Genomic DNA, 26915 nt, shown 5'->3' with positions numbered 1-26915 from the left:
AGTTCAAATTAGATACGTGTGTAAAATTTGTATGAAGGTATGAAATCAATTGTAAAATGGTAGTTTTAGAATAAGTAAATAAGAGAAATAACCACTATTGATTATTTCTCTTATTTACTTATTTATTTTTGGAAAAACAACCTCACTCCAAATACTAATAATACTGCGCCCGTAATACCCTCTATTGTACGGTTCACTCTTTCTTTTCTTAGAAAAGTTCTTAATTGACGTATGAGTGAGATATAAAGTAAATACCATATTGCTGTCAAAGTCGTAAATGTGACTCCTAATAAAAGAAATTGAAGGAAATGATTTTGATTACTCACAATAAATTGGGGTAAAAAACTAAAGAAAAACACAGCAGTTTTTGGGTTTAAAATTGCCGTAGTAAATCCTTGTCTAAAGCTTTTAATTGCTCCAATATCCTTAGAGTCCATTTCTACTGAACCTGACATAGCTTCTTTTTTATATAAGGCACTTTTAATTGACTTTACAGCTAAGTAAATTAAATAAAAAGCCCCAGCATATTTTATAAATGTAAATAACATAGCAAATTTCATTAGGATGGCAGAGAGTCCTAGCGTGGCCATTATTGTATGAATCATCATTCCAGATATCGTTCCTAAAACAGTCTTTATCCCACCATTTTTACCATGCGAGATAGTGTTTTTTGTAACTAGTGCAAAACCAGGACCAGGCATTATTATGATTAACAGTGCTGTAAGGATAAATAACAAATAATTTTCCATGTTCTAGTATTTCCTTTCCAATTTTTAGTTTTGCTTACAGTATAACTTTTTTCATTAAAACATTACATATAAAAAGCTTGATCAGAAGTTTATCTAGGATATTAGTATCGATTTGATTAAACATTACCCTAAAACTATATGAATAAAAAACATGACAAATTTAAATATCAAATTACAAGTCCAACTCTCACAAAAAACAGGATAAAAAATAAACAGCGGAACTAGTCCACTGTTTACTTCGCCACACCTTCATGTAATTTTTCTGTATAATCTTTTACGTCTTTCCAGCTATCTTTTGCTGTATATAAGTCTTCTTTTATGAAGGTAAATTCTTCAGGGCTGATTTCTTTAACATTTTGCAGTAAATTATTATATTTTGCCCCTACTGTATACCATTGATTTGATATATTTTGCAGTGCTGTAATTGCTGCATCAATTGTTTCAGTCATGTTTGTTGTTTTATTTTTTACATCTGTCAAAATTGCGACTTCTGCTTGTGCGCCAGAAATTCTATCCTTTAAATTGGCTATTTCTCTTTCTGCATTTGCGATATCTTTTTTCGCAATCGCAATCATCGGTCCACCTGCAAGACATGTAATTAGTGCTACGCAAAGTACGCCACCAGCAATGACCATATCATTACTCTTTTTGATTGAATCGTTATATGTATTGATTTGTTGCTCTAGAGCTGGGATACCAGCATTCGTACTTGCTAATATCGCTGTTAATTGATTTGTATCCTCTTTAAAACTATTTGTGTCTTTCGCCATTCTATCGCGAAAAGCTTTCAAATCCCTTAATAATACATCTACCTCATTTTGATTCTTTACAATATCCGCATACAACTTTTCTAAATCCGCTTTTAACTTTACGCTATCCTTTTGATCAATCGCTATTAGCATGCTATTATAATACGCTTGAAAAGTATTATTGTAATTAATAACATTTTGATCTGTTTTCATAATTTGAGGCTTCATATAATTTAACCAATACGCCGCGTTAATTTTTGCATCTCTTTGGTGCTGAATCATATTTCCTTTAAACTCACTATTAATGGAACTTATTTTACTCAAATCAGTCTCTTGCTGATTTTGAATTAATTTTGCATATGAATCCATTGCAAATATGCTCGATGTCGTTTGCGCCATAACATCTTGGAATCCAGCTGGTCCGAGAGAATAGTTTTTCGCATTTTCTTGTAGCACCTTTGCATTTGGTTCTGCTGCAAAAGGATGTAAAGGGAATGCGTTACTCGTTGCCACCCCAGCAATCATTAACGTTAAAAGACATTTTTTATAAAATCTTTTCTGCATTCTTTTCACCTATTTTCTTTATAAGGGGATAAAAAGCTCCTGCTCACAACTGAACAGGAGCTTCAAACCCTTCATCAATACGTAACGCTCTAACGCTTCGTATTTGATTAAGATTTTTTCGTATCTACTACTTTAATATCTTCAGCATAAATCTTTTCTGCATAGTCTTTAATGTTTTTCCAGCTATCTTTCGCAATGTTTAAATCTTCTTTAATGAAAACAAGGTCATTCGGACTAATTGAATCTACATTTTGAAGTAAAGAATTGTATTTTGATCCCATTGTATACCATTGGTTTGAAATGTTTTGCAACGCTGTAATTGCAGTATCAATTGTATTTGTTAAATACTCCGTTTGTGTTTTAATGTTCGTTAACCCAGCTACTTCTAATTGAGCAGTTGTAACTTGTCCTGTTATTTTTTGAATTTCAGCTTGTGCATTATCAAGCTCTTTCTTCGCTAATACGATTCCAGCTGTACCACCACCTACAGCTGCTGCACCACCTGCAATTAATGCGACTCCTAGCGGCGTTCCTGCACCTGTAGCAATAACTACTGCACCACCGATAATTGCAATTGGGCCTAGTGCTGTTGCAACAGATGAACCGATAATAATTGCATTATATTTACTAATTGCTTCATTGTACGTTGTAATTTGATTTTGCAGAAGCGGAATTCCAGCATCTTGACTAGCTAAAATAGATGTAATTTGATTTGCATCACCTTTGAAGTTTTGCGTATCGGACGTCATTTTGTTTCGGAATTTTTTTAAGTCTTCTACTAACTGATCTACTTGCGCTTTATTTTCATTAATACTACTTGATAATCTAGTTAACCCTTTCGTAAGAGTCGCTTTATCCTTCGCATCTACCGCAGCGACTAAAGTATCATAATAGTTTTGGAATTTCGTATTGTAGTTAATGATATTTTGATTCGTTGAAATAAGCTGTGGCTTTAATACATCTAACCATTGCTTCGCATTTCCTCTAGCTGTATCTTGGTGCTGAATTACTTTCCCTTTTAAAGCCGCATCAACAGACGATACATTACCAAAGTTAACATTCCCTTGTTTAATAATTGTTAAAGCGTACAGATCCATTACTAAAGCGTTTGAACCCGTTCTTTCCATTGCATCTTTTAAGCCTTCTGGTCCTAATGAATATTCTTCATAGTCATTATAAGCTTTTGCTACCGCATGAATTGGAGCTTGTTTCACTGTACTTTCAGCTGCATACGTATGCGCCGGCATAATGTTCCCTGCTGCAAATACTGCCATAAGTGCTGATAGAGCCATTACTTTATAAGGTTTTTTTGTCATTTTTCTTCTCTCCCTATATCGCTAATTATTTTTCTGCTTAATGTACTTCAACGTTTGTAACGTAATCTTCAAATTGATTCGTTTGTTTATTCATTTCATCACTTACTTTTTTAATTTGGTTGAAATGTTTTTGAAGTAAACTACTGTCTGTATATGTGCCTTCTTCAACATTCTTTTGAATTTGGATCATATTATTGTTTAAAACTTTCCAATCCGTTAATAACGTTTCTAGAGTTGTAATTTGACGATCGATTAGTTCTGTAAAGCTACTTACTTGATCTTCAACGAATGTAATTTGTGTTGCCTCTGCTTCAGTTTGTGATAACTTTTGAATAAGTGGTAATAGCTCTTTTTGCTTTTGCTGAATGCGAAGAGCCGCTTCTCTCGTTTGGCTATCTGCAGCATTTACAATTTCATTACTTAAAGTACCGATAGAAACGAAATCAATTGTTTTCGTTTGCGCAGTTTGATTTGTAATTGTAAATACTTGTTTACCGATATTAATAGAACCTTTAATAATTTCTTGAGGTCTATTCAAAATAGTCGTTAATTCCGCTTGAATTTCCCCTTGAATTCTTTTAATATCTTCTCTTAACTTCACAATATCTCCACTTGATCCTTGTAGTGTTTTTATTGCTTCATCAGCTTTAAGTGATAAGTTGCTACTATCTTTGTCTAATACCGTTTTAAATCGATTTAATTCTAATAAGTCTTGCTCCATACTCTCTTGGATGCTTTGTACTTGCAATTGTAATTTTCCATATGCATTTGTAAAATCTGCTTTTGCTTGTTCATCTTCATTTACGTTTCCTGCTAGTTCATAGAGCTTACTATAATAACTATTAAATCTAGTACTATATCTCATCATCTCTTGATTTAAGTCGATTAGCTTCGGATTATATTCATCAATCCACTCTCGTACATTTGCCTTTGCAAACTTTTGATGATTTGTTAAGCTACTCATAGCATTTACCTTAATGTCTGGCTGTTGTAAAATAACTAATCCGTATGCTTGTATAAGTGGTGACTGTGATCCTAACATCCTAATTGAATTGGATAATGTATTTGGAGCAATTACATTTTGTGCATATACTGTTTTCACTTCTGTTTGCCCCTCCTTAGCGTAAGCGCTTACAGGAATAAAACAACTCGTAGATACTGCTGTAACCAATAACCCTGTAATTAAAGTCTTTTTCACTTTAACTCCTCCTATGTATTAGCAACTATTACTATCGCATTTTATTATTCTATTTTCTTGCACGTAATTTGAGATGGTTAAAATAGAGAACGTTCTTACCGTGATTCATATACGAACCATCTCTCCCAACTTTTATTGCTACAGTACTCACTTATCGTTCTAAAACATTTCATATGTGATTAGTATGAATAATATTGTATAAAATTTCTATTTCATAGCCATTTCCACATTCACACAGTGAATATATTACATAAAAATATTATTCATTTTAAGCTAAATAACGTACGCAAATATGAAATTTCGTTTTGTTTTCATGTAAGTTTTGTACTGTAAGGTCATTTAAACACAGCTATTTATCTATCGTAAAGAAGCATTTTCATTCCCTTTATTTTCAAGCTTTCCTGTCCTTATTTCAAAATATAATCCACTTCACTTTTTCAATTGAAATATCCATATATCACAACAAAAACTCCTACTTAATCATAGATATAAAAATTATATCAATATATCTTTTAGGTTCATATGCAATTATGCATAACGTATACACAAAAAGGATAGCTTCACTTTCGTAAAGCTATCCTTAAAAAATCTTCTTACTTTTTCAAATGATATGGAACTGTTGTAATAACAACATTTCTTTTATAGAGTAAATACGCACGAATGAGTAAACTAGACTGATTATGAAGAATGTTATGCCAACCTTTTTTCGGAATGAACTGTGGTATAACGACAGTAACTCGGTAATTTGATTCACTCGCTTTATATTGCACTGTATCAATAAACTTTGTTAGCGGTTGAATAATACTTCTATAGTGAGAATGTAAGGTAACAAGTCTTACTTCAGGTTGCCACTTCTTCCATTTCTCTTCAAATTTCTTTTCCTCTTCTCTGTCAAAAGCAACATATACAGCGATAACTTGATCTGCAGAAAGAGCCTTCGCATAGTTCAATGAATTTTCCACCACATGAGTCATGCCCGCTACAGGAACGACAATTACATTTCCCTCAATTGGAACAAGTGGTTCACAAGTTTTTAAACTCAATTGATCGCCCACTGCATCGTAATGCTTCTTAATTCTATGGAACAAGAAGATGATGGCAGGTAAGAAAATAAGGATTGACCAAACTTGTGCAAATTTAGTTAAAAAGAACATGCTCATTACGATAAAACTAATAACTGCACCAATTAAATTAACCGTTAATCTCAAAGCCCATCCTTCAGGTTTTTCACGAAGCCATTTTAATACCATACCCGTTTGAGAAAGTGTAAATGGAATAAATACTCCTACTGCATATAACGGGATTAAATGTTCTGTTTGCCCTTGGAAAGCTACAATTAAAATAATCGAAGCTATCCCAAGTATAATAATACCGTTTGAGTAACCTAGGCGGTCTCCTCTAATCGTAAACATTCTCGGTATAAATTTGTCTTTTGCAAGGTTAACTGCTAATAGTGGAAATGCAGAATAACCTGTATTAGCAGCAAGAATTAATATTAAAGCAGTTGTACCTTGTATGAAATAGTACATGAAATTACGTCCAAAAGTTTGTTCAGCAATTTGTGAAACAACTGTTACTTCCTTACTTGGATTAATTCCGTAATAATAAGCTAAAAAGACAATTCCTGAAAATAAAACGGCAAGTAATGCACCCATTGCAAGCAATGTTTTCGCTGCATTGTTAGGTGCAGGATCCTTAAAGTTTGGAATTGCGTTAGAGATTGCCTCAACACCTGTTAAAGCCGAACTACCCGATGCAAATGCTCGTAGCAGTAAGAACAAACTAATTCCCGCAACCGGCGTTCCAATCGGCGTGTGTAAAGTCGGTGAAACGTGACCAGTTAAAATATTGTATATCCCTACCCCAATTAATATAAATAGTGCTAGAACGAATAAATAAACCGGATATGCTAAAACGGAAGCTGATTCCGTTACCCCTCTTAAATTTAAAATAGTAATCAATATAACAAATATAATCGCAATGATTACATTATGTGCATGTAAACTTGGAAAAGCTGATGTGAGCGCATCTGTACCTGCGGACACACTTACTGCAACAGTTAAAATATAATCGACTAATAAAGATCCTCCAGCTATTAACCCTGGATTCATCCCTAAATTTTCTTTTGATACAACATACGCGCCTCCGCCATGAGGATAAGCAAAAATAATTTGACGATAAGATAAAATAAGGGCTGTCAATAACACTAATACCCCAACAGCGATTGGAATTGAATACCAATAAGCAATCGCTCCAAGACCTGCTAAAGCAATTAAAATTTGCTCTGGTCCGTATGCAACCGATGACAATGCGTCAGAAGATAAAATGGCTAACGCCTTCGTTTTATTAAGCTTTTGCTCTCCTAACTCAGTTGATTTTAACGGTCTTCCAATTAAAAACCTTTTAATAGATGAAACCAATGCTGTCCACTCTCCAATAATTTTGTACGAACGATTCTGCTAGTTACAGCGGATAAACAATTTCTTCAGAAAACAAAAATGTCTACAAGCCATAACGAAATAGACTTGTAGACATTATATTTTTTGTCGCACAAGCTCCACCTTCCTTCTCAATATAACGCTTACGAGGTTAGCTGTCGGATTCGGGCCTATGAGTAGCCCTACCTTTTTCAAGGATTCACCCCATTGGATTAAGTACTAATCCATAAGAACGGGTCCCCCGCACCATGCGGTTTCAGCGATTTAGAAAATTGAAACTGTGGATTATAATACTCCTTTATTTTCAAAATGTAAACAAAAATTTTGAAAAAGAAAAAAATAAAATGATTGCGCATAATCCGCTGGTAAATATACATAATGAATACTAAAAAACGATAAAGGAGACCCATATGTCTAAAGAAAAGAAGCCTATTTTTTCCGATTCCTATTTAGATGCATTAGCAAATGAAATTAATCAATTATACGGTAAACGTGAACAGGAAATAAATTTGACAGATAGAACGAAAAGAAATAAATAAGTTGTCATAAAAAAAGAAAGCAATACACTTATATATTGCTTTCTTTTTTATTTTTTCATACATCCAATTCTATTGCTGATTTGTTAAAGATCATTTCTTCATACACTTTTAAATTTTGATATACCGCACCCAATAATGGTGCTTCCATAGAAAACTGTTCTGCTACATCTAGTAAGTATCCTTGTATGTGCTTCCCTTCAATGGACGAACCTTTTTCCATATCACGCTGCATCGATGACTTCATATCATACGAAATTTTATCAATTGTTTTCATATGTTCCTGGGCAATATCTTCCTTAATTGGTGCCCCTATATATCTCATGATTTGCACACATTCTTCAAATAAGTTTTGAATAAAATCACGTCCACCTTCGCTTTCACGAATCGGTCCTATTGGTGCACGCATTAATGTTGTCACACCTGACATTACAGTAATAAATAAATATTTATGCCACATATCTTGCGTAATATTTTCACTTAAAACAAAACTAGATTTCGTACCTGCAAATGCTTTAGCAATATGCTGTATTCTCTCTGAATCTTGAAACTTCATTTCTCCAAACAGAAGTCTGTTGGCAGCGCTAGTTTGTACAATTTCTCCTTGATCGTTTAACGTCGTCTCGATAAAACATAGACCGCCAATCACTTTCTCTTCACCAAATTCTTTTTGTAATAGTGATACATGAGCAATACCATTTAACAATGGAATGATGACAGTATTTTCACCTACAAACGGCTTCAAATCTTGAATCGCCTCGTTTAAGTGATACGCTTTTGTTGAAAATAAAATGACATCAAATGGAGAAGTTCGATCTTCTTTCGTTATTAATTTCGGTTGGAAGGAAAAATCCCCATTCACACTACGAATAACAAGTCCCTTTTCCTCTAATTGCTGTTTTCTTTTACTACGAACAAGAAACGTAACATCTTCCCCTTTTTCGACTAATCGGCCACCAAAAAATCCTCCGACGCCACCAGCTCCTAATACTAAAATACGCATACAACATCCCCCTTTTCAAAATACAATTTTATAACATGTAGTATACATAACATTATACATGTCCTCTACTAAATAAGCTGAATTTTCATTCTTAATCAAGTATAAAACAGTGGTTATTTTCAAATAAATTTGGGCATGTTGTTTTTATAGCATATATGAAAGGAAACAATGTAAATGGAGGCAATACAGACAATCGAGGAAAAAGATGTAGCAACAGCTATATTTCAATTTATATTCCCGTTTTCTTTTAAAACCGGATATGAACAAAATATGTTCCCTTTCTTACAGAAAAATGATTTTCGCCCTTTTCGACTCGATCATCTTGAAAATGAAAATACATACTACGGAAAGTTTCAAGTTTCACATCAAAATATGGAAGCATACTATCTTTCATTTACAAATAAAATTCTATTTCCTCACTCAGAGCACCAAAAAGGATTGCAGCGCTATTCTAAAGACCTTAACTTAACTGGACATTTAACAACAAATTTGATTTCCGTTCCATTCAAAATTCATTCTATTGACGTAACACTTTGTCCTTATGAGCTTGGCTTCTTAACAATTCGGACAGAAGTAGAAACCGCTCCAAACATGACATTGTCAGAAGCAATCGAATTTGCCGCCCGCTTCCGTGTCCTTGAAACTAAAAATGATACAACTGAAACTATCTGTATTGAATGTAACGGAAAACAATATTCACAAGTAGAGAAGCTCATATTCGGCGATTTATTTCATGGCTTAACAGACTTCTTTGAGAAAAAGAGATTGCGGAGTTCTTACTTTCAAACATTCCCCTTCTTTGAAGATCAACGAATGTATGTACAAACTTTATTATCCATAAACAAAAAGTCAGACCTTCATGTAATCGATGTATACCGAGCTTCCAGTCTTTCCGGATTAACAGACAATGGCAAGCCCTATATTAGCGCAAATAATGTTCCTTATATTCAAGATTATTTAACAAAACATTCTTATCAAAGATGGGCTCCTAATCGCTACTTTATTATGGAAGAACATATTTTCACATGTATAACAAAAGAGGATGAACACGAATTCGCTAAACTTGCTAGTCAAATGTACGGAGAGTTTTATTACGCTTTGTTATTAAATCTATTTCATAAAGTTGTTTTATTAAAGATGGCAAACGCTTATGCTGAACTAAACATTGATCAAGATACAAATGAAATAGAGAAATTAATTTATTCAATCAATTCATTTACAGCGAATTACTTTTCTTTAGAGTTAGTATCCCAATCACAGAGTGAAGATATTTTTTTCCACTTAAGAAAACTATTTAATATTGAAGTACTTTACTCGAATGCAAAACAAAATCTCGATAGTTTGTTTAAATATCAAGAAAATGTCGCTTCTAAAAAAGATAGCCTTTTACTATTAATTTTAACGCTCTACTCTGTAGTAGGCCAAATGTTAGGGTTTACTATGATTGATCTTTTAAGAAACACCGATTCAAACAAAATCTCGTCGCCACTTGAATTTTTCGCACTTTTAATAGCAATCAGCGGCATAGTCATTTCATTTATTTTAGGCGCGCAAAGTTTATACCAATGGAGTCTACAACATAAACGAAGAAAATCATGGGTAAAACAAACTGTACTTTCTGCTGTGAAAGAGAAAGATGATAAGAAGTAAAGAAGGTTATTTTCAAATTACAAATACGTGGTACGCTTCAGTAAATGAAATTTTTATTAGCGATTTTTAAATTCTATCGACTTACCGACAAAAACTGACAAAAAAAGTACCGCATAGTAAAAAAAGTACTCCAAAATAAAATTTGGAGTACTTTTTTATTACACTAATTTATCTTACTTTCCTGCTTCGATTTTCTCTAATGCAGCAGCTACTTGCTCTTCAGTTAATTCGTGTTGCACGATATAACGATTACGTGGGTGTACACGACATTCATGAGAACATGCACGTAAATGTTTTGCTTCGTTTTCTTCAGAACATAAAATTTTCTTATTACATTCTGGATTTGCACAGTTTACATAGCGCTCACAAGGTTCACCTGTAAAGTGGTCTTTACCAACGATAACATGCTCTTTTTGGTTTACTGGTACAGAGATACGCTCATCGAACACGTAACATTGTCCATCCCAAAGCTCACCTTGTACTTCTGGGTCTTTGCCGTACGTTACAATACCGCCGTGAAGCTGACCTACATCTTCGTAACCTTCACGAACTAACCAACCAGAAAACTTCTCACAACGAATTCCGCCTGTACAGTATGTTAAAATCTTTTTACCTTCAAGTGTTTCTTTGTTTTCTCTAATCCAATCTGGTAATTCACGGAATGATTCGATATCTGGTTTAATTGCACCCTTGAAGTGTCCTAAATCAAACTCATAATCATTTCGTGCATCAATAATAACTGTATCTTCTTGTTTCATTGCTTCATAAAAATCTTTTGGCTCTAAATACTTTCCAGTTATTTCGTGTGGGTTAATGTCATCTTCTAGACGAAGTGTCACTAACTCTGGACGAGGACGTACGTGCATTTTCTTGAATGCGTGCCCTTCTTCTTCATCTATTTTAAATACGATACCGTCAAAGCGTGGATCGTTGTTCATTGCTTCCATGTATTTCTCTGTTTGTTCTACAGTTCCAGAACAAGTTCCGTTAATTCCTTCATTAGCTACAAGGATTCTTCCTTTTAATTCAAGTGAATTACAAAATGCTAAATGCTCTGCAGCGAATTCTTCAGGGTTTTCAATTGTTGTATACATGTAATATAGTAATACTCTGTATGGTTTTGTAGTTGCCAATGTATTTCTACCACCTATCTAATTTTTAAAATCATGTATAAGTTAACGTTCATATCAAAACATATATAATAAGAAAATGTATCCAAAGTTTTATGCATCCCATTTTCTTCTCTTTATACTATTTTCTATAAGTTAACAAAAATAAAAAACAAGATTACACATCAAAACACTATGGTTAAGTTGTAATCCCAATATATTATATATCATACAAATGCAATTCCATCAATTAATATGCTGTATTATAGGCTTTATGTTCACATAAATTTCAAAAATAGCCCTTTAATTCATTATGTTTCCCCACGTCATCACACCATAAACTCCCAATTTTTTATAACACGACACCATCTATTGCAGCAAGGCATATAATTTGCACTAAGGAAACATTTGTGTTCAAATAAAAATATCATCTAATACATCTAAATGTATTGAAATAAACAATAAGAATACTTACAATAATTTCATCAAGTTAACATTTCAAAGGGGAAAACTACTATGAATAAAGATATATCAAAAGATGAACAAGTCCCTTCTCAAAGTACAACTGTTCAATCCGCACACTTAGCTTTAAGTGGCGAAACGAAAGGCTGGAAACGACTGTTACCGTTTTTAGGACCCGCTTTTATCGCATCCGTAGCTTATATTGACCCTGGTAACTTTGCTACAAATATCGCAGCTGGTTCACAATACGGATATTTACTATTATGGGTTATATTCGCTTCTAACTTAATGGCAGTATTAATTCAAACTTTATCAGCTAAATTAGGAATTGCTACGGGAAATAATTTACCTGAAATAGCTCGCGAGCACTTTCCAAAACCTGTGTCTATCGGCTTATGGATACAAGGTGAACTCGTTATTATGGCTACAGATTTAGCTGAATTTATCGGGGCAGCACTCGGATTGTATTTATTATTTGGAATTCCTATGTTACCAGCTGCTTTAATTACAGCAGTCGGATCATTTATTATTCTTGAGTTTCAACGCAGAGGATTTCGCCCACTAGAAGCTATTATTACAGGGATGATTTTTATTGTAGTAATAGCATTTGGAATCCAAGTTTTTTATGCAAAACCAGAATTAAGTCCCCTTCTTTCCGGACTATTTATTCCGAAATTCCAAGGTGTAGACAGTATATTACTTGCAGCAGGGATATTAGGTGCGACAGTAATGCCACATGCAATCTATTTACATTCTGCATTGACACAACGCCGCGTGGTTGGAACAACTGACGAACAAAAGAAAAAGATTTTCCGTTTCGAATTTATTGATATCATTATTGCAATGGTTATCGCTGGAGCAATTAATGCGAGTATGTTAATTGTTGCTGCTGCACTATTCTTTAAAAATGGCTTGCATGTTGAAGATCTTGATGTTGCTTTTAACCAGTTCAGTACTTTAGTCGGTCCAGTATCGGCTGCTTTATTTGGAATTGGGCTCTTATCAGCAGGACTATCTAGCTCTTCTGTCGGTACAATGTCAGGTGACATTATTATGCAAGGATTCATTCGAATGCATATTCCGTTATATTTACGCCGCTTTATTACAATGATTCCACCCTTAGTTATTATCGCTTTAGGAGTAAATCCAACTTACGCTCTAGTCATGAGCCAAGTCGTCTTATCATTCGGTATTGCTTTTGCATTAGTACCACTTATTATGTTTACAAGCAGTAAAAAAATTATGGGTGCACTCGTTAACCACCGCATAACAACCTTTATCGCTTGGATTATTGCTGCACTTGTTATCATTTTAAATATTTTCTTACTGTATCAAACATTTATAGGATAATGAAAAAAGGTATTCCAATAAAACTGGAATACCTTTTTTCATTACCACTTATGTATGTACCTCTTTCTGGCATTATCGCACCTTTTTCAGTTCGAAAGTAAAGTGGTAATCCTTCCGAGAAAAATATACTCACCTTGGATGGATCCTGCCTTTGGTGATGTATATGTAAATGCGGCTCACTTGAACTTCCTGAGTTACCGACTTGAGCAAGAACCTCTCCCTCATTTACATGTTGTCCTTCCCTCACTTTAATTGAGTCTTTCTTTAAATGCGCCAGAACCATAAATGTCCCTGATTCGTCTAGTCGTAAATAAACATGATTCCCCGCCATTGACTGGAAATCATCCGATCCCGGAACTATATCTTTTTCATCATTATTGATTGATACAACTGTTCCATTAGCTGGTGCCATTACTTCCGCCCCATATATTCCATAATCCTCTAACATACTACTTTTCACTTCAGCAGGCGGAATAAGAATATCATACGCCCATCGTTCATTTGGTTTGATAACGTGATAGTTCGTTTCTAACCGATCGCCGCCCCAGCCCACTAGTGCTCGTTCATTTAAAGGAAAACGAACGACTATTTTAGGGCTCATAGAATGTACATCTGCTGGGTAAGCAAGTCCGCCTATGTTAGCAAACCACCCTAAAGGCCAAGCTCCAATTATAGAGAAAAGAACGATGAAGAGTAGCGTTCTATCTATTCGCTTTCTGAAAATGCCTTTCCACACAAATAGTAATACTGAACCTATCAAAATAAAGATTGATACTAAACTAAATGCTTGTATAATCCACCAAAAAATGACTATTATAACACCATTAGCTAAATAAACTACACTCCAACTTATAATTAAAAACGCAACTAAAATTACTAATACATATTTCTTCCACATGTTGTATCCCCACTCTCATATCTTTGTTCTACATGATACGAAGTGAAAATTACGACATACAAAAGAAATACTTACGACTTTCTTACATTTCTTTATACTGCGGTAAAACGATAGTGAAAACCGTTTCTTTATCGTTACTACGTACAGTGATATCTCCTTTATGAAGTTCCCCTATACTTCTCGCAATTGCAAGTCCCATTCCTTTTCCACCCGTATGAGAGCTACGTGATTTTTCACCACGATAAAACTTCTCAAAAACGTAAGGAAGGTTCTCATTCGGAATGCATTGTCCAAAATTTTCAATTTCTATTTCAACATTCATGTTTCTTTTAGAAATTTGAATCAAAATCTGTTTTCCGTCTTTCCCGTACATAATACTATTATTAATTACATTTTCGAACAGCCTCACCATAAGCGCTACATCCACTTCCACATGTAACTCCTTATCACCGTTAATATAAAAGCTCATATCGGCATCATCTAGTAATGGTACAAAATCAATCATGATTTGTTCAATGAACGCTTTCATATTTACTACACTTTTATTTAATTCAATCTCCCTATAATTTATTTGACAATATTCTAATAAATCATCTACTTGATTTTTCAATTCATAACTTTTTCGCTTTAATATACTTACATACTGTTCACATTCTTCTCCATTTGAATGAAGCTGATTTCCTAACAGGTCCGCGTAACCGATTATAGATGTTACAGGTGTTCGTAAGTCATGAGAAATATTACTAATCATTTCAGTTTTCATTTCCTGCGATTTTTTTTCATTTTCGATAGACTCTTTTAAACTTTTAGCCATTCTATTAACATTCGCTGCTAATTCACCAATCTCGTCATTTTTTGAAATAGGTATATGTATTTCCAAATTACCATTACTTATTTCTTTCACGTTCTTATTTATTTCAGATAACCTTTTCATCATTGTTTTTGTCATGAATGCAAAGTATATTGTAGTAAAAGTTAAAAAAGCTATTAAATATAACAATGAATATTTTTCCTCTAATCCAGTAATATGACTATATATATTTCCAACTACAATTTGAAACGCTATTATACTTACAGTTGCTAACAAAATGCTACATATGAATGCGATAAAAAACTTAGCTCTAATGCCTTGTAATGATTTAATCTTCAATTTTATATCCGACTCCCCAAACATTTTGAATAAACTTCGGCTCTTTTGGATTCGCTTCAATTTTATTTCTTAATCTTGCAATATGAACCATTACTGTATTATTACTTTCATAGGCTCTTTCTTTCCAAACACTCTCATATATTTCTTCAATAGTGAACACACGATTCTTTGCAGCGGCCATTAAGTACAAAATATCATATTCAGTTTTCGTAAGATTGATTGTTTCTCCATATAACATTACTGTTCTCGACACTTCATCGATTTCTAACCCTCTAATGTTTATTTTCATTTCTATTACTTGGGCAGCATTTTGATTGAAATATGTATACCTTCTTAATTGAGCTTTCACTCTCGCTATAAATTCAATTGTACTGAACGGCTTCACAATATAATCATCTGCCCCAGTACTAAACCCAATTACTTTATCTACATCCGATGATTTCGCGCTTAAAAACATAATTGGTAAACTATGTTTCTCTCTAATCCTTCTACACAATTCTATCCCATCCATATGTGGCATCATAATATCCAAAATAGCAAGTTGAATACTGTTATTATTTATTATTTTTAAAGCCTCTTCTCCGTTATGAGCACTAAAAACTTTAAAACCTTCTTGCATTAAATTCGCGTTAACAAATCGAACAATATCTTGATCATCATCTACAATTAAAATTGAGTTTTTCTCCATATACAAACCTCTTTTTGAAATATATTCCACAATCAATTTTATCACAAATTAAAACCATACTTCCCTCTTGAATAATCTTTATTTTCAGACTAAATTATATAATAACAACACATTCTAGTTTCAGAAGAAATGGAGTGAAAGTATGTTTCCTATATTAAAAACCGACCGACTCATTTTACGAGAACTTACCGAAGAAGATGCACCGAGTATACTACAATGCTTTTCTAATACTGACGTACTGCGCTATTATGGCCAAAAACCATTACAAAATGTTGATCATGTGAAACAAGTCATTCATAACTTTAAGCTGAGTTACAATGCAAGAAGTGGTATAAAGTGGGGAATTGAATTAAAAGGCAAGAAAGAACTCATTGGTACCATTGGTTTTCACGATTGGTCTTCTGAGCATAAACGAGCTAATATAAGTTATGCCTTTCTCCCTGAACACTGGGGAAAAGGATATGCGACGGAAGCTGTTTCTGACGTTATATCATACGGTTTCCACACACTTCACTTAAAGCGGATTGGGGCAATTGTCTTTCTTGAAAATGAGGCTTCCAATAAAGTGCTATTAAAATTAGGATTTGAAAAAGAAGGCGTTCTAAAAAATTATATGTATCAAGATGATATCCCATATGATACAAATTATTATTCTTTATTAAAATGAGTTTAATAGAAATTATACGTAAAAACTCGTTTCAGCATAATGAATCAAGATAGTGGATTTTTAACGAAAGATGGGAAACCGAGCGTTTTTCATTTCTTAGATCATCATACGACTGATGCGAAGTACAATAAATTATATAATCTAAACAAAGGGCATGAGCATATTCTTACTCATGTCCCTTTTTTACGTTCTTTTTCTGTTTTCGCAATGCTTTTGGAATGTATACACAGAAAGGTTCGCTTTCCATGTAATCTCCCGTCATTGCATATGATTTAGAACGAGATCCTCCACAAACATATCGAAACCCACAAACTAAACTTTTTATAAGTTTTCAATATCATTACCTCTTTTCTAAAACCATAAAGAACGTACTATCCGGTAGCACAACCGCATTCCCAGACTCATCTTTAAAATCGATTTTCTCGCTAAGATGTTGTGTATATCCATCCTGTAAATAGTTCATAGCTTGAACGATGTTTACTTTATCTCCAAAGATACCCTTTACGAAATCCTTATAGTCGTTTGGCGTAAAGATTCCAAACTGCTCTTGCACCTCGTGAACAAAGGAATCCTCACCCCATGTATACGTATATAAGAACTCCATCGCATCGTTAACAGGCATTTTGACTGTATTGTCTGCAAGTACCTCATACTGGATTATACGCCCCTTAAATTCACGGACATACTGCTCTAAGAACTTCATTCCACCTGCATCTTTAAAATGAATCACACGCATTAACATTTTATCTTCAGTCATGATGCCATCACGAATGATAATACGACCTCCTGGCTTTATCACCTCGTAAGCACTCTGTAACCCCTTTTTAATTACTTCATGATTGAATTTCTTCCCTTCATACTCGATATAAGAGAACAGTTCATGAAGGATAGAAGAATATACAATCGTATCAACCGATTCTTTATCAAACGAACTACCTAAGTTGATTGCATCCCCTTTAATGACGTCCCAAGAACGACCTTCGTCCTGTTTCTTCTTTTTCAACGTATCAATCACGTTTTCGGAAATATCGATACCGTAGATTCGTTTATTTTCGGTCTCTTCTTCAATCATGTCTAGCATAACACCACCACCAGCTCCAACATCTACAACCGTATCTCCCTTTATATAATCAAGAATAATTCGTTTATCATCAGCCGAACTATTCATATGTTCCAAATACACTTCTTCGTTATGGAATCTATCATATGCGTCCTTTCGTAACCCGAAGAAATCAAAGAGCAGTACATTTGCTCGAGCATGCATCATATCTATCTTTTCTGCCTCTACACAGAAGATGATTAACGCCTCACCTACAGCAGAAAACTGAAACGACACATACGCAGTCTTCATATCTTCATCGACTTTAATCTCAAAAGAAACATGTGTTGTATCCGGCTTCTCGTTCTCACGGTACTCCCGTAGATACTTCTCAATAACCCGCTTACGATACACATTGTCCTTCTTCTCACCTTTGAAATCATAGTGCAACTGCTGCATCAATTTCTCGAAATGGATATGTTGAACCTTTCTAGTTCCTATCTCGTTCTTTAACATAACAAAAACTGTCCAAATATCCTCGAAGCTAAGGGCATGCATAGACGGTTCTACATACCACAAATCCTTATCAGATAAAAATGTTTGAACGTTTCTCTTCTCGCTCCCCATAATTATATCTTTTTCAAATACTGACTCCTTATGTTTTGGCGTGAGTCTATGTACACGAGAAGTAAATGGCTCCACATAACCATCAAATAGCCCATCAATTGTAATCTTCACATCGTTCTTTACTTCGCTCCACAAAGATTTTGATACACCTTCAATAATACATTGATTAAGATAGTATAGAATCTCCTTTAACCTAACGTCTCCGTATTCTTCTTTATATGTGTCAATTAAATCAATATGAGAGTTCAAACGAGCCTCTCCGCGGATATACTGCCCGATTAATCCATGTGTTCTAATTAAATCTCGAACAAACAAATACTCAGTAGAGTTTAAGTTTGTCTCTATATGTTCGATAAACTGAATATCACTAAAGATATCAGCAGAACCCTCGTTATGTACCAATAGATTGATTCCGTTCTTCTTCCATTTCTCTCGCTGTTTTAAAGAGCCTACCTTTGCAAGCTCACTATACGTTAGTACTTTTTCAATAATGCGATACGCTTCTTCATCTAAAGACAATCCATCTAACACTTGCAGCGTACGGTGTACATAGTACAACACCGCATCTGTTTTTAATTCACCAAGTACTTGTACATTCTCATAGTTTTGATGTATCTCCTCTGCCTCGATTAGATACTTTAACCACGTAGGGAGAATATTAGAAAACCCTTCAATGTATTTATTTAGAATCTCAATATTTTTCACCTTATTTACCCCCATATATAATCAATTTCAGTAGTATGGTCTGGGATATCTTCTCTAAAAAGATTATCACCTTATGCCCCCTTTACCATCTATATCTCTTTCAAATACAAATGCATCAAACCGAGTCTTTTTATCATGTAAAAGAGAGTTATCAATTTCGTTTCTAACATGCCAAGTTTGTAACACATTCTTTTGTTCATCTCTTATTTTAACTTCATCAGGAATTTCGGCGGAATAAACAGCAGGGCGCAGCGAAGCATTTCTTACATTAATAAACATTTGTTGTGATAGAATCAACCGAAAATAGAAACGGCAAGCGGGTGCACTCCACTTGCCATTTTTTCATAGCTTAGTATGTATTTGAATTTCTTTTGCTTTCTCTTTTTCACCCTTCACTCGTACAATTAAATCATATGATCCGGATTTTGGCGCTTCAAAAGAAAGCAGACCTTCTTGTTGAGAAGTGACTTCTTCTTCATAAATAACCTTATCACCTTTTGTAACTTGCAATAAAATCGTACCTTCTTCAACGGCTGCTTCATAAGGAATTTCCACATTTCCTTTTTCAGCTTTAATCGTTTGCACATCGTAATACCCTTGCAACGAACCAATTTTTAAAGTCGTTTCGCCATTTTTTTGAACCTTTGTGACTTGTGTTGCTGTATTGCATGCGCTTAACAATACAACAAGAGTGAGAATCATAAATAAACGTAGTAATTTCATAGAAATTCTCCTTTTTTATGTATATGAATTAAATTTCTAACTCTAAATTTTGTACCATCTTATTTCCCACCTCTTAAAATAACTGTTTTTATAATAAAATAAGTAATAGAAAATAATAAACAAGTACCCATTGTACCAAAAACTGCAACTGAGATGTTACCTGCTAATGTTTCATTTGGATCTAATGCATTAGGTAAAATTGTACCCAAAATTGCAATACAGGCTAATACAACCATAAAATATTTAAATCTTTTTATTTTCTTTTTCATACTAATTATCCCCTTTATTCCTTAACATTAACTTCTAAACCAAATCCCATAAACCTACATCAGGACCTAATGGTACATGGAATTTGACTCTGCTTTTTCTAGCTTCAAAGGATCCCCCTAGATTCCCAAATTAATATCCCCAAGTATTATACATACCAATTAATTCATATAGAAAAAGCCCGTTCAATTCAAATACTTAAGCTCCCTTATTTTTATAATACTCAAATAATTATACACAAACATCGCTATCGATTCATCTTAATACCTCATTTACCTTTTAAGTATATCAATGACAAAATATATAATTTAATATTTTTTATATAATTAAAAACAAACATAGTTACAACAAGAGATTGTTTTTATGCTGATTTGTACTGTATTCCCTTATTCCATGTACTCTTTAAAAAAACCTTACTTTTTAAAAAGTAAGGTTTTTTGTATTTATTCATTAGCGATATAAGCATTCTTATACGTATAAACACCACCAAATTGATGCTTCTCAATTCCTTTTACATAATCCTTTTGTACGTAGGCTGATCCCATTTGATAAAGCGGTGCAACTGCAGCATCCTCTAGCAGAATACGCTCGGCCTCTTGCAATGCTTCCCATCTTTTCTTTTGATCTAGTACAAAATCGCTTTTCGCTTTCTTTATTAATTCATCGTAGTGAAGGTTAGAATAATTCATTTTGTTATTCTGATTATCCGTCGTAAAGAGTTCTAAATAACTAATTGGGTCTTTATAATCCGGTCCCCAATTTGCCATAGATATATCGTAATCTCCTGTTTGTTCTAACTGTAATTTTTGCTTAAATGGCTGTTGTTTAATTTGTATCGTTAATCCTTGCAAATTCTTTTCTAAGTCACCTTTTATATATTCTGCTATACGTTTTGCATTATCTTGTTCAAACGTTAAAAACTCTAGGTTTACTTGTTCTACTCCAAGCTCTTTTTTCGATTCTTCCCAAATCTTTTTCGCATTTTGCAAATCATATGAAGAAAGATCTCCGTTTTCTTTTCTAAAATCTTTGCCAGTCTCTTCATTTATATGACCAGCCGGTACAAGTTCGCTTGCAGGTTTTGCCCCGTTATTAATAAAGTGAGCAACGAAATCTTCTTTATTTAACGCGAATGAAATAGATTGACGCACCTTTTTATTTGCTAACGCACTATTTTTTTCATTAAAACGTAGCATAGCAATTCCTGAATCGCTCGACATATGTAAGTCCTTACTTCCCTTATACTTGTCTACAAATTGAGAATTAATAGGCACTCGATCCAAATCACCAGCTTCGTATAAATTAACAACCGTCATTGTATCTTTTACAATTTGAAAGTTTATTTCGTCTAATTTCACTTTCTTTTGATCCCAATATGTAGCATTCTTCTTTAATTGAAACTCTTGTTCATGCTTCCACTTCTCTAATACAAATGGCCCGTTATATATGAGATTACTAGGTTCCAATGCATAATTCTTTCCTTGTTCTTTCAAAAATGATTCATGCTGTGGTAAGTAAATCGGCAGTGCTAACAACTGTAAAAAATACGGAATTGGCTGTTCGAGTTCCACTTCTAACGTATAATCATTTATTGCTTTAACCCCAAGTGTATCAAGAGGCATTGTTCCTTTATTAATTTCTTTCGCATTTTTCACATGAAAGAGCATGTACGCATATTGAGATGCTGTTTCAGGTTTAATTGCACGTTTCCACGCAAACATAAAATCATTTGCTGTCACACTGTCTCCATTTGACCATTTTGCATCTTTACGCAAATCAAATGTATATTTTTTACCATCTTTACTTCTTTTAAACGATTTTGCTACCGCTGGAATAGGCTGATCTTGATCATCTAATACATACAAACCTTCAAATATGTTTTGCATAACGTGCGCTGATGTACCATCCATCGTTTTCGCAGTATCAAGAGAAGGAATTTCTTCTGATACTGTTACATTTAACACTTGTTTTTTAGCTTCTGCATCACTTTTATTCGCTTTATTATTACAAGCTGTTAATAATAAAGTTGTAACAAGTGCCATTACCATTAAATGGCTCTTTTTTTGCTTCATGAATTGTTCTCCTTAAGTATAAAATATTATAAAGCGTTATATATTATAGCAGAAATATGAACAGAAAGATGCGACATTCTTTTGAATATTTATTCGTTCAAGAAAAAAGCTATCCTTTTAAAAAAGGATAGCTTTTTCAACTACATATAATTACCTATCTTTGTAAACCTCGTTTATAACGACTCGCTTCAAATATAATACGCTCTTCATCTAACGTTTTACATTCACCATTCCAAACGACACGTTTTCCGTTAATAATTACATCGCTTATATCTTTTCCACTAGCGGCATATACAAGGTGTGATAACACTTCATCTGCTGGTTGTAAATGCGGCTTATTAGACGGATCAATCGTAATAAAATCGGCACACTTTCCAACCTCAAGTGATCCTGTTTGTTTCATGCCGATTACTTCAGCAGCTCCTTTAGTCGCAAGTGTAAGAGCCGTTTCAACTGGTAATGCTGTTGCATCTTGATGAATACCTTTTTGTAGTAAAGTCGCTATACGCATTTCTTCAAACATATCTAAATTGTTATTAGATGCCACACTATCTGTTGCAATTCCTACTTTCACTCCTGCTTCTAGCATCGCTTTTACATTCGCTATACCAGAACCTAGTTTTAAATTACTATTCGGGTTATGAGCTACTCGAACATCATGTTCTGCTAAAAATGCACGCTCATTTTCATTTAATACTACACCGTGTGCAATAACTGTTGGGCGTTTAAATAAACCGCAACTTGCTGCATATTCTACTGGACGTTTTCCGTACTGTGTTTCAATATCACGTACTTCACGCTCTGTTTCCGAAAGATGAATATGAACCATCGTTTGATTTTCTACTGCAATACGAGCACACTCTTCTAACAGTTCTGTAGAACATGTATATGGACTATGCGGCGCAACCATCGTAGTTAACATACCACTTTCGTTATAGTAACGCTTCACATATTTTTCAGCTTCTTCAATCGCTTTCTTCTCATCGTCCTTCTTTCCGAAGCTAAATAAAGTTCTTGAAACAGCAGCTCGCATCCCACTCTTTGATACCGTTTCCATAATTGCATCTTGATCTACTCCAATTGGATTAAACATATCAGAGAATGATGTTGTACCACTTTTCACCATTTCAAGTAATCCTAATTCCGTACTAGCAACCGCAAGCTCTGGCGTAAACTGACTTTCAAGTGGCCAAATTCTCGTCTCCAGCCATGGTTGTAATAACATATCATCGCCAATACCTCTTAAGAGACTCATTACAACGTGTGTATGTGTATTTACAAGCCCTGGTAAAACCCACTTTCCTTTCATATCAATTACTTCATCTACTTCAAAATCATTAGCGAATTCTCCGCTCTTTACATCTATAATTTGATCATTTTCTACAATGATATATCCATTTTCTATCACTTCGTTTTGTTCATTCATCGTTACGATTGTAGCGTTTACATAAGTTGTTTTCAAAAGTATTTCCCCTTTCAACTCTATGAAGTTCCCTTTAATAAGTTACCACCATTATAGTAACTTATTAAAGATTAAGAGTCAAAAGATAATTTGAATTCTTTCATTATCTTTTCCTTCAAAATGCTATATTGTTTTTCATTTGTATCCGCAAATGCTTCTTCCCGATTTGATTTCTCATCCATATAATCCATTTCTCTATTGAATTGAGCCCCTGTAAAATCAAGCCTCTTCCCATCTATACAGTTATAAAAGTGCCACACCTCTCCTATTTTTGTCTTCTTGATTTGCCCTCCGCATATATCTTGAATGACTAAAGCCGTTACACCACACTGTCCCTTTGCTGGATTTTCACTTGTCCACTTTGAACTCGTTTCAATCGACCACGATTTTATTAGTGCTTCATATATTCTTTTTCTCTTTATATGATCCATTTTCAGCTTCTCCTACTATTAATTGTTTTACACATCATATTTCAAAAGAGGCAGTAATCGCTCCTTAAAAACCGTTGATGGTGTTTCCCCGATTAACTTTGCTCCCATCTTCAAGTAAAACCCTTTTGCATTCGGATCACTATCAATTGTAAAACTTTTTATTCCTAGTTCATTTGCTTTTTCTATTACATACTCCCAAAGTATTTTCCCGTACCCTTTCCCTTTGTAACGAGGATGAATGTATAGGAAATCGAGAGCATTTTCATTACGTAAAAATGAAAAAAATCCAATCATCGTATTATCGTTTTCTAAAACATATACAAAATTATTTTTTATGTACTCATCGGTAATTGTTAAATCTTCCTTACAAGCAAGTATGAATTCTTCGCTATAGTTCCACGTTGCTTTTGAATGTAGTGCGAGTTCACTTAATTCATTTACTTCACTTAATAACGCTTTTCTTATCTTCATGATTCTTTCTCCTCACATTCAATATATAAACTCTTAAAATGATTCGAAAAGTAATTTAAAAAACCTCTTATTTCCGTAAATAAGAGATTACTTTTATAAATCTTTATTATAGGTAACAATTTTTGAAAAGAAAAAGAACGCCATTCCTGAAAATTGACGTTCTTTTTCTTTTAACCTTTATGGCATATTATATTGAGAGTCATTTGTTTTACTATTTTTATACTACATAACTATATATTTTCTACTACTGCTTCAAGCATTGTTCCATTTTTAGCATAATTCGTATGCCAAGAAAAAGCTTTTTCTAAAACATGAGGGGTTTGTCCACCTCTTGTTTGTGCTTCTTCGAAATAAGCTCTTAGCTGGTCACGATACATTGGATGTACGCAATTCTCAATAATTAGTTCCACTCTTTCTCTTGGCGCTAGTCCTCTTAAGTCCGCATACCCTTGTTCAGTGACGATAACATCTACATCGTGTTCCGTATGGTCTACATGCGAAACGAAAGGAACGATACTTGAAATGTTGCCGCCTTTTGCAATCGATTTAGTAACAAAGATAGCTAAACGCGCATTTCTTGCAAAATCGCCAGAACCACCAATACCGTTCATCATTTTTGTACCTAAAACGTGAGTAGAATTAACATTTCCGTATATATCTAATTCTAAAGCAGTATTAATCGAGATTAATCCAAGGCGACGAATGATTTCAGGATGATTAGAAATCTCTTGCGGGCGCATCATTAATTTATCACGATATTTTTCAAAGTTAGAAAATACTTGTTGCATTTTCTCTTCAGAAAGCGTGATGGAGCAGCAGGAAGCAAAATTGACTTTCCCAGCATCCATTAGATCAAAGACCGCATCCTGTAAAACTTCAGAATACACTTCTAAATTTTCAAACTCCGAATCTAGCATACCGTGCAATACTGCATTAGCAACTGAACCAATTCCAGATTGTAACGGCGCTAAACGATTTGTTAATCGACCTACTTTAACCTCTTCTCGAAGGAACTCTATTAAATGCTGTGCCATAATGACAGTTTCTTCATCTGGAGGAACAATTGTCGATGGCGAATCCAGTTGATTCGTAAACACAATTCCCTTCACTTTTTCAGCATCAATCGGAATACCGATTGTTCCAATTCGATCATCCGTTTTTACGAGCGGAATTGGGAGTCTTTCCCCTTGTTTACCTGGTTCATATAAATCATGTAGCCCCTCTAGTTGCGTAGATTGAGCCATATTCATTTCAATAATAATGGACTTAGCATGTAAGGAGAATGCTAAGGAATTTCCAATTGAAGTGGTTGGAATAATCATGCCATCTTCAGTAATCGCAACCGCTTCCAAAATAGCGACATCTATATCCATAACGTCAGCACGGAGTAACTCTGCTGTATGAGATAAGTGCTGATCCACAAATAAAAAGTCTCCGTTATTAATTCCTTTTCGCATAGTCGCATCAGCTTGGAAGGGCAATCTTTTCCCTAAAATTCCTGCCTCAGCAAATAATTTATCTACATCCGAACCTAAGGAAGCCCCTGTATAAACATTCACTTTAAAAGATTTATCATTCTTCACTCGGTTTACAAGTGCAAATGGGACTGCTTTTACATCCCCAGCGCGTGTAAATCCACTTAAACCTAAAGTCATTCCACTTTCAATCCATGAAGCTGCTTCTTCAGGTGTAACTACTCGATCTTTTAAACGTTGATCCCTAATTCTATCTAAATTATTCTCCATATGTAATCCCTCTCTTAATGAATATTCATAATTATTTTACACATTAACAGTATCAAAATAGGAATTTTCTTACACAATGCCGAAAATTCAGATAAAACAGCGAATCTAGGTTCTAAAGCAGAAACATTTAGAATCCTAGAAGCTTACGAAAATAGCTAGCATATGATTGACTCACTGGTACCCTCTCTCCGTTATCCATAGAAAGTAAAAAAGTAGAATGCGTATCAGGGTAAATCGCTTTAATATGATTAACATTTACAATAAAAGAACGGTGACATCTAATAAAAGAATCTTTCGGCAGCAAGTATTCGAATTCTTGTAGCGAGTACTTATGTGTTCCTGTTAACTCTTCTGAATTCACATACGTCTTTTTATCTTTAGCTTCTAAATACATGACCTTTGAGAAAGGAACTGGAACCCAGCCGTCTGTTGTTTTTAAAGTAACGACCGACTTACCATCCGTTAAAGCGGGATAAATTGCCGTCACGCAACCTTCAATCTTGCCATTATTTGAAAAAGGTACGGCCATTCCATGATAAGGAATACCGAAAACATCTCGGTTAATAAACTCAGAGGCTTTTTGCTTCGTTATCATTGCTTTATGAGCAATCGTCCCTTCCTTAATAGGATCTCCGGTGCTAATCTTTAAATCAATTCGTTTGCTTGGTCGATAGTAAATATATTCTTTCGTATTTGAAACGGCGATTGATATTTCATCTGAAAATAATTCCCCAACAACATCTAGTAGTATACCTAATGTTTTATCTTCCATATTATTAACACCTCATTTACTATTATACTACTATTATGATTTATAAAACCGTTCAGCAATTTGAACGGTTTTAC

At 34.1% G+C, this 26915-nt stretch carries 23 protein-coding genes, 1 pseudogene and 1 riboswitch; of the genes and pseudogenes, 4 read left to right on the top strand and 20 right to left on the bottom strand.

Features of this window, described 5'->3' with window-relative positions; translation table 11 throughout:
• Positions 1-122: 122 nt before the first annotated feature.
• From NHG49_RS09655 to NHG49_RS09635, 5 genes are all read right to left on the bottom strand, one after another.
• On the bottom strand, positions 123-749 hold the full coding sequence (locus NHG49_RS09655; protein ID WP_258125865.1) for a LysE family translocator: 627 nt from the start codon (positions 747-749) through the stop codon (positions 123-125).
• 233 nt (positions 750-982) lie between these two features.
• Positions 983-2062, bottom strand: coding sequence for a non-hemolytic enterotoxin NHE subunit C (gene nheC / locus NHG49_RS09650; protein ID WP_064476409.1), 1080 nt, complete (start codon positions 2060-2062; stop codon positions 983-985).
• A 107-nt stretch (positions 2063-2169) separates the two neighbouring features.
• Positions 2170-3378: a non-hemolytic enterotoxin NHE subunit B gene (gene nheB / locus NHG49_RS09645; protein ID WP_064476410.1), complete on the bottom strand. Its 1209-nt coding sequence runs from the start codon at positions 3376-3378 to the stop codon at positions 2170-2172.
• A 37-nt stretch (positions 3379-3415) separates the two neighbouring features.
• A complete protein-coding gene (gene nheA / locus NHG49_RS09640; protein ID WP_046959101.1) occupies positions 3416-4576 on the bottom strand; it encodes a non-hemolytic enterotoxin NHE subunit A in 1161 nt (386 codons plus the stop codon).
• Between the two features lie 593 nt (positions 4577-5169).
• Positions 5170-6996 carry an APC family permease gene (locus NHG49_RS09635; RefSeq protein WP_000254869.1) on the bottom strand — a complete coding sequence of 609 codons (1827 nt, stop codon included), beginning with the start codon at positions 6994-6996 and terminating at the stop codon, positions 5170-5172.
• 143 nt (positions 6997-7139) lie between these two features.
• A riboswitch (cyclic di-AMP (ydaO/yuaA leader) is annotated at positions 7140-7286 on the bottom strand.
• 138 nt (positions 7287-7424) lie between these two features.
• On the opposite strand from NHG49_RS09635, the gene NHG49_RS09630 reads away from it, so the two are divergent.
• Positions 7425-7553 (top strand): hypothetical protein, encoded by a 129-nt coding sequence (locus tag NHG49_RS09630; protein WP_000031869.1) that lies wholly within the window; start codon positions 7425-7427, stop codon positions 7551-7553.
• Positions 7554-7608: 55 nt separating this feature from the next.
• Here the strand turns inward: NHG49_RS09630 and panE are convergent, their stop codons facing one another.
• Entirely contained in the window at positions 7609-8553 is a 945-nt protein-coding gene (gene panE / locus NHG49_RS09625) for a 2-dehydropantoate 2-reductase (RefSeq protein ID WP_078183608.1), read from the bottom strand.
• A 174-nt stretch (positions 8554-8727) separates the two neighbouring features.
• Here panE and NHG49_RS09620 point away from each other — a divergent pair, with 174 nt between their 5' ends.
• Entirely contained in the window at positions 8728-10203 is a 1476-nt protein-coding gene (locus tag NHG49_RS09620; protein WP_258125860.1) for a hypothetical protein, read from the top strand.
• Between the two features lie 173 nt (positions 10204-10376).
• On the opposite strand, the gene trhO is transcribed toward NHG49_RS09620, so the two are convergent.
• The gene (gene trhO / locus NHG49_RS09615; RefSeq protein ID WP_258125859.1) at positions 10377-11336 is read right to left on the bottom strand and encodes an oxygen-dependent tRNA uridine(34) hydroxylase TrhO; all 960 of its coding nucleotides are present in this window, start codon (positions 11334-11336) and stop codon (positions 10377-10379) included.
• 492 nt (positions 11337-11828) lie between these two features.
• Between trhO and NHG49_RS09610 the strand changes: the two genes are divergently transcribed.
• Complete coding sequence (locus tag NHG49_RS09610; protein ID WP_001030663.1) at positions 11829-13124, top strand: Nramp family divalent metal transporter; 1296 nt, start codon at positions 11829-11831, stop codon at positions 13122-13124.
• Here the strand turns inward: NHG49_RS09610 and NHG49_RS09605 are convergent.
• The 3 genes from NHG49_RS09605 to NHG49_RS09595 all read right to left on the bottom strand — a co-directional run bounded on the left by NHG49_RS09605 (position 13114) and on the right by NHG49_RS09595 (position 15860).
• On the bottom strand, positions 13114-14022 hold the full coding sequence (locus tag NHG49_RS09605) for a M23 family metallopeptidase (protein ID WP_098111536.1): 909 nt from the start codon (positions 14020-14022) through the stop codon (positions 13114-13116). The genes NHG49_RS09610 and NHG49_RS09605 overlap by 11 nt on opposite strands.
• An 82-nt stretch (positions 14023-14104) precedes the next feature.
• Positions 14105-15172 carry a sensor histidine kinase gene (locus NHG49_RS09600; RefSeq protein ID WP_064476414.1) on the bottom strand — a complete coding sequence of 356 codons (1068 nt, stop codon included), beginning with the start codon at positions 15170-15172 and terminating at the stop codon, positions 14105-14107.
• The gene (locus NHG49_RS09595) at positions 15162-15860 is read right to left on the bottom strand and encodes a response regulator transcription factor (RefSeq protein WP_064476415.1); all 699 of its coding nucleotides are present in this window, start codon (positions 15858-15860) and stop codon (positions 15162-15164) included. The genes NHG49_RS09600 and NHG49_RS09595 overlap by 11 nt, the downstream gene beginning before the upstream one ends.
• Positions 15861-16002: 142 nt before the next feature.
• On the opposite strand from NHG49_RS09595, the gene NHG49_RS09590 reads away from it, so the two are divergent.
• Complete coding sequence (locus NHG49_RS09590) at positions 16003-16527, top strand: GNAT family N-acetyltransferase (RefSeq protein WP_064476416.1); 525 nt, start codon at positions 16003-16005, stop codon at positions 16525-16527.
• A gap of 166 nt (positions 16528-16693) precedes the next feature.
• Here NHG49_RS09590 and NHG49_RS09585 read toward each other — a convergent pair.
• The 10 genes and pseudogenes from NHG49_RS09585 to NHG49_RS09540 form a co-directional block, all read right to left on the bottom strand.
• Positions 16694-16840 (bottom strand): annotated as a pseudogene (locus NHG49_RS09585) (radical SAM/SPASM domain-containing protein); the annotation flags it as partial.
• A gap of 27 nt (positions 16841-16867) precedes the next feature.
• Positions 16868-18913 (bottom strand): class I SAM-dependent methyltransferase, encoded by a 2046-nt coding sequence (locus NHG49_RS09580; RefSeq protein WP_064476417.1) that lies wholly within the window; start codon positions 18911-18913, stop codon positions 16868-16870.
• Between the two features lie 327 nt (positions 18914-19240).
• Positions 19241-19621 carry a BA_1872 family lipoprotein gene (locus tag NHG49_RS09575; protein WP_000771817.1) on the bottom strand — a complete coding sequence of 127 codons (381 nt, stop codon included), beginning with the start codon at positions 19619-19621 and terminating at the stop codon, positions 19241-19243.
• A 59-nt stretch (positions 19622-19680) separates the two neighbouring features.
• Positions 19681-19890 carry a hypothetical protein gene (locus NHG49_RS09570; RefSeq protein ID WP_000726954.1) on the bottom strand — a complete coding sequence of 70 codons (210 nt, stop codon included), beginning with the start codon at positions 19888-19890 and terminating at the stop codon, positions 19681-19683.
• Positions 19891-20331: 441 nt separating this feature from the next.
• Complete coding sequence (locus NHG49_RS09565) at positions 20332-21960, bottom strand: peptide ABC transporter substrate-binding protein (protein WP_064476420.1); 1629 nt, start codon at positions 21958-21960, stop codon at positions 20332-20334.
• A 154-nt stretch (positions 21961-22114) separates the two neighbouring features.
• Positions 22115-23440: a bifunctional S-methyl-5'-thioadenosine deaminase/S-adenosylhomocysteine deaminase gene (locus tag NHG49_RS09560; protein WP_141669141.1), complete on the bottom strand. Its 1326-nt coding sequence runs from the start codon at positions 23438-23440 to the stop codon at positions 22115-22117.
• A 53-nt stretch (positions 23441-23493) separates the two neighbouring features.
• Positions 23494-23853 carry a YunG family protein gene (locus NHG49_RS09555; RefSeq protein WP_064476422.1) on the bottom strand — a complete coding sequence of 120 codons (360 nt, stop codon included), beginning with the start codon at positions 23851-23853 and terminating at the stop codon, positions 23494-23496.
• Between the two features lie 27 nt (positions 23854-23880).
• Complete coding sequence (locus NHG49_RS09550; RefSeq protein WP_064476423.1) at positions 23881-24324, bottom strand: GNAT family N-acetyltransferase; 444 nt, start codon at positions 24322-24324, stop codon at positions 23881-23883.
• Between the two features lie 230 nt (positions 24325-24554).
• Positions 24555-26069, bottom strand: a complete 1515-nt coding sequence (gene scpC / locus NHG49_RS09545; protein ID WP_064476424.1) for a succinyl-CoA:acetate CoA-transferase ScpC — start codon at positions 26067-26069, stop codon at positions 24555-24557.
• A gap of 127 nt (positions 26070-26196) precedes the next feature.
• The gene (locus NHG49_RS09540) at positions 26197-26841 is read right to left on the bottom strand and encodes a LytTR family DNA-binding domain-containing protein (RefSeq protein WP_000389704.1); all 645 of its coding nucleotides are present in this window, start codon (positions 26839-26841) and stop codon (positions 26197-26199) included.
• Positions 26842-26915: the final 74 nt, after the last annotated feature.

The organism is Bacillus sp. IBL03825 (genome assembly GCF_024712505.1).
Taxonomy (GTDB): Bacteria; Bacillota; Bacilli; order Bacillales; family Bacillaceae_G; genus Bacillus_A; species Bacillus_A wiedmannii.
This window is presented reverse-complemented; position numbering and strand designations above follow the sequence as displayed.